Source organism: Bacillus sp. S4 (assembly GCF_040838205.1).
GTDB lineage: Bacteria > Bacillota > Bacilli > Bacillales > Bacillaceae_G > Bacillus_A > Bacillus_A cereus_U.
Window position 1 is genome coordinate 1 of record NZ_JBFPJI010000238.1, and the last position, 5,179, is coordinate 5,179.

Sequence of the window (5,179 nt, forward strand, 5' to 3'; positions counted from 1 at the left end):
TCTATTTTCTTTACGGCAATTGGATCTACTTCTCTAATTCTAATTTCCACTTTTCTCTCTCCTTTCTGCAATTTTGGGTAGAGAACCAAAAATAGTGAGAAGAGCATAAGGGGTTTTTGGGCCCAACTAGGGGTTGGGACTAGGCGGAGCCTAGCAAAACGATGGGGGCAAGAAAATCCTCTAGGTGAGTACTCACTGATGACACAAATCAAACAGATGAGTACTCACTGACGATACAAAAACCACCAAATGAGCACTCACTGAGTACTCAAATTTCACTGGTGAGTACTCAGTGACGACATGACCTTATTCAGATTTTATTAATTTCTTGTGCCTTTTGCTCTAATTTTTTGATCTTATCTCGTGCAATTTTTTGTTCTCCTTTAAACAATTCAACGTTCTTTTCTGATGATTTTATTTTGGATTCTAATGATGATATTTTTGATTGTGTTTCCATTTTTTCCGCTTCGGTTTGGTACTTCATTTCATCTTTTAGTTCTTTTACTTTCTCATAAACTGTCTTCCCATTTTCCTCTTCAAGCTTGATTACTTTCCCATAATTTTCAATCTTTGTTTCAATATCTTTTTTGTCTCCTTCTATAAAATCTAACTCATATGTTTTTTTATTTTCAGCTAACAATTCATCATTTGCTTTTGTTTTTCTTTGATCAGTAAAAATCGTCTGAACAAATTTATTGGGACTCTTTATACTTGTATTTTCTTCTTCGTATTCGTTAACATCTTGTGTAAACTTCCTCATATCCATTTGTTCTTTTTCATTGTTTTTATTGTAAATACCTAAAGCTAAAGCTCCCCAATTTGGAGATAATTCTTTGACTTCTATCACGTAATTCCCATTCTCTTCATACAACACTTTGACAGGTAATTGGACACCTGGATTTCCTTTTTCTTGTGCCTTAAACGTAAATCCAGCTTCCTCATATCCTTCTATCCGAAATCGAATTTCTATGAAGTTTTTATGTGGATTATATTCCCTTTATTCTACAATCAATTTCCCCATCCCCGACAACTTAATTACTTTATTTGTTTCCGTATGGAATAGTTTTTCATCGTTTGGCATGTAAATTTTAGATGTCAAACGATGAAAAAACCGAAAAATAGAAAGCTGATAATTGCTAGGTAGATTCACGACTTATTTCTTCTCAAGTTAATTCTTTCACTCTTCTTACTGATTGCACCTATCACATTCTCACCTCACCTTTTTGTTATAAAACTCTCATATTTAGTTCTTCTACACTTGTAACTCGCCATGTTTCCTTTTCCTTTTTTATGATGATTCGCAACACATTTTTGACTTTTTCTTCTCGATTTTGCGTTGAATCAGTCGTGACATTTATAAATTCAGCTAACACATTTACTTCCTCTTGATCGGGTTCATTTTCTTGTAAATAAAACTTCATTTCGATTGGTTTCGTTTTATAGGTATCTCCTATTTCGTATTTATCAGTGTGATAAAATTGTTGTAAAAGTTCTTCACTCATAATGGTTTTTGCTTTTTGTTTTCGCTCATTGTATCCTTCTTTTTCTCGATGGGGTATCGCCACATCGCTATCAAGCTAAGCCCGTGTAACGTCAATGATAAGCAAGATTGTTTCTTTTTTTCGAAAGTCTATACGTAGATGCTTTAAAGATTTGCATACGAAATAAACCCTAACGGGTTTCCTTTTTTGAATTAAGCTACTTGGTTATCAGACATGGTACAATTATAAGCGACACCTAATATATCAAAGACTGTTCTCTTCTCATACCTATGGGATTTTCGCCCGTTTTGCTGTAGGAGATTGAACAGACGAAGTAACACCTTTGATAGCTCTTGGGTGTTTTTTTGTATAGTTTGGAATAGAAGAAGAAAATAGTCTTTAATCATATATATGGCTTTATACTCACTAAGCTCTCGTTTTTTCTTCATGAGGAGCAATTGGCGCATTTGAAACATGATAGAAGAACAGAGTAGAATGGCAATCAATTGACCATATAAATGGCACTCCAATCGTTCTGGTTTTATCTTTTTACAATGATGGATTTGAAAGAATGACTTCCACGTTTTAAATAAAATTTCGATTTTCCAACGCAAAGAATACCAGTCATGTACCTGTCCCATCGGGACAATATCTGTAGGGGTGTTTGTCATATATACATTGATACCACTGAGTCGTTTACTACGAGGAGAATACTTCATTCCTTTCTTTTTTTCTCTTACAGCTTGATCTTGTAATCGTTTTTTTTGCTGTTGTTTTGTTAATCGGTGAACAATTACACGAGCTGGCACTTTATCAATCATTCCTACATAAGCATCAGCTATTTCACATGTTTGTCCTGGTTGAAGGGAGCTCATTAACGTCTCCATATCTATCTGTATATACTCTGTACCTTTCTTAATTCTTCTGTCTTGAAAATAATCAGGGTTAGGATTTTTTTGATACATACGTGTATTCGACTTGATACGAGAGATATAGTAGGCCTCTTTATCTTGTATATATTGAAGCTCTTTTAAATGAAAATAACCTAAATCTCGGATACATAAATCATTCGCTGTCACAGTTGGGGCACACAGAGAGCCGTAAGTGCGATCATGTTGTTTACCTGGACCTGTATGAATATGTAGGAACTGTCCACTTAACAAATCATACTCAAGTTGAATTTTTATCCCAGCCGTATGGCTGCATCCTCCTGCACCTGGATAAACCGATGAAAATACATCCGGGAGTTGAAATGCAGTTGAATCTAAAATACGAATACGCTTGAAAACAGAAGTGTATGGAGAAGAAATCGGCATAGATGCGGCCAATTTTTTGCTTAGTAGTTCGGCTAGTAGGTGTTGTAAAAGTTGGACGTCCGCCTTATTAAACCGTTGATTCAGTCACTCAGGACTGATGAGTACTTCTGTTGATGCTTCTAAACAGCTAGATAACTGAGTTAAAGAAGTCATAGCTACATTTTGGCTCAACCATACACATAAAGTTAATAAATCTTTTGCTTGGTACTTACTGGTTCGTTGTACAAAGCCAACATCTCTAGCAAGATCCCGTAAGGTATTTGGAGATAAAAAACTTTGAATCTCTTGAGCAAATAGTTGTAATTCGTCATACACAGAAACAGACATAAAAAACGCCATCCTTTCCTATGATTCTACAGAAAGAATAGCGTATTTTTTCATTCTAGGGGGCATTTCTTTTTATTAGCTTGATAGCGATGTGGCGCTACCCCATATGGGAAAAGATACAGTTCATCACGAAGAGCATACACATGTATCCCAGGACAGGGAGCAGGCAAGAAGATAACATATGATGCGACAAATGAATGGTCGAGATTATTAACTAATGAAAGAGGTGTAAGTACAAGTGAAGTATAAAACTCACCTTACAACGAGCCTAGCGGTCGCTCTGCCTGTTCTAGCTTCAACAGGAAACCTTAGGTTGGAAATGTTATAGCGGTTAGTTTTGGGGCTTTATTGCCTGATATTGATGAACAGCATTCATGGATCGGCCGAAAAACTCGTGGAGTATCAGATCTTCTGAATACAGTATTTGGTCATAGGGGAATCACACATTCGCTACTTGGATTAGTGCTTGTGTTGATTCCTATTTTATTTGCAGTAGGAATGACACCATTATCGTTTACCAATGGGATGTGTATTTTTGCTGGGTACTTTCTGCATCTAGTGGAAGATAGTTTTTCGAAAAAAGGAATCAAATGGCTGCTGCCATTATCAAATAAAAATTTCCAAAGTGGTTTTAATGTCTTTTATTACAGCTATAACGGTATAGCGGAGAAGTTAATTTTAATGATTAGCACGATTGTGGTTGTATATGAGCTTTATTCATATGGAATGGCAAGCTTCCAACCTGGGACTTCAGGGGTTTTGGGAGCTTTTAAATCATTATTTGGTTGAGTGGTGAAATTTATTCATTAGAACTGAAAAAGGAGGTGATGTTCAGTTTAAGACAGCAATTACTGTAAATGAATTAACAAACCTTTTAGAGCTGGTATAACAAAAAATAAAGTCAGAGAAGACCGTGTAAAAGATACACGGTCTTTTTTTATTGGAGGAATCGCTATGGAAAATCAAACGAAAAATATAAAGAAATATACAAAAGAAGACATTGAAAAAGCCGCAGCACTTGATATTGTTGATTATTGTATGCAAAATGATATTCCTGTAAAGAGCGACAGTGAGCGTTATTATCGCCTTGTGGATCATGACAGCCTAATTATCGATAGAAAGAAAAACCAATTCTACTGGAACAGTAGAGTTGTTAACGGTAATATTATTAATTTTGTGCAGGAAGTAGAAGGAGCTTCCTTCCCAGGAGCTATGCAGCGGTTAATTGAAGGGGAAAAAGATTATGAAAAGGCTTCAGAGGTTAAATACGTGAGTGAACCTTATGACTATGAGCATTTTTCTGGAAAAGAGGTATCTCATTTTGACCGAGCAAAAGATTACCTGGTGAAGGATAGAAAAATTGATCCTCAAGTAGTAGATGCATTGCATGATAAAGGCTTGATTAAGCAAGATAAGTACAATAATGTTTTGTTTTTATGGAAAGACCGTGAAAATGGAGCAGTGATGGGTGGATCAGAGCAAGGCGTTGTTAAGTCGGATAAATATAAACGTGGGGCGTGGAAAAATATCCAAAAAAACTCTACAGCGAACTACGGTTTTAATGTATTAAATGGTGAACCTCGAAATTTAAAGTTTTTTGAATCATCAATTGATTTGTTGAGTTATGCATCACTACATAAACATGATCTTAAAGATACACATTTGGTTAGTATGGAGGGACTTAAACCACAAGTGATATTTAATTACTATATGAAAAGCCAGGAGCGAATTGGTGATGTCCCTGACAGTCTTTCCTTGTGTGTAGATAATGATCAAGCAGGTAAATCGTTTGTAGAGAGATTAATACATTTTCGATATGGGAAAAATGATGGAAGCATTGTTGCATTTAAACCTGAATTTCCTAAAACACCAGAAGAAGGGCGAAAATGGGATTGGAATGATGAATGTAAACGTGTAGCTAAACTAGAAGAACAGGGAAGACGAACTTCTTATTTACAACAAATGGGCAGAGAAAGATAAACGAAGTATAATTTTAAAATGTAGTGAAATGAACTTGAAAATGTTGATTTTTATTAGTAAATTGCATATAATAAG

The 5,179-nt window shown here is 35.4% G+C and carries 1 protein-coding gene and 4 pseudogenes; 2 read left to right on the top strand and 3 right to left on the bottom strand.

All coding sequences use genetic code 11. The features are described from left to right. Window positions 1-310: 310 nt before the first annotated feature. From AB3X48_RS17380 to AB3X48_RS17390, 3 pseudogenes are all read right to left on the bottom strand, one after another. Window positions 311-1,146 (bottom strand): annotated as a pseudogene (locus AB3X48_RS17380) (hypothetical protein). A gap of 80 nt (window positions 1,147-1,226) precedes the next feature. Continuing rightward, window positions 1,227-1,553, bottom strand: a pseudogene (locus tag AB3X48_RS17385) (YddI family membrane protein); the annotation flags it as partial. Window positions 1,554-1,693: 140 nt separating this feature from the next. Then, window positions 1,694-3,124 (bottom strand): annotated as a pseudogene (locus AB3X48_RS17390) (IS4 family transposase). Window positions 3,125-3,362: 238 nt separating this feature from the next. Between AB3X48_RS17390 and AB3X48_RS17395 the strand changes: the two are divergent. Both AB3X48_RS17395 and AB3X48_RS17400 read left to right on the top strand, forming a co-directional pair. After that, window positions 3,363-3,913 (top strand): annotated as a pseudogene (locus AB3X48_RS17395) (metal-dependent hydrolase). A gap of 165 nt (window positions 3,914-4,078) precedes the next feature. Then, window positions 4,079-5,104 carry a DUF3991 and TOPRIM domain-containing protein gene (locus AB3X48_RS17400; RefSeq protein ID WP_016104012.1) on the top strand — a complete coding sequence of 342 codons (1,026 nt, stop codon included), beginning with the start codon at window positions 4,079-4,081 and terminating at the stop codon, window positions 5,102-5,104. Window positions 5,105-5,179: the final 75 nt, after the last annotated feature.

Bases quoted from the DNA above. Each gene is read 5' to 3' on its own strand.
- AB3X48_RS17400 (WP_016104012.1), top strand. From the start codon at position 4,079: ATGGAAAATCAAACGAAAAATATAAAGAAATATACAAAAGAAGACATT.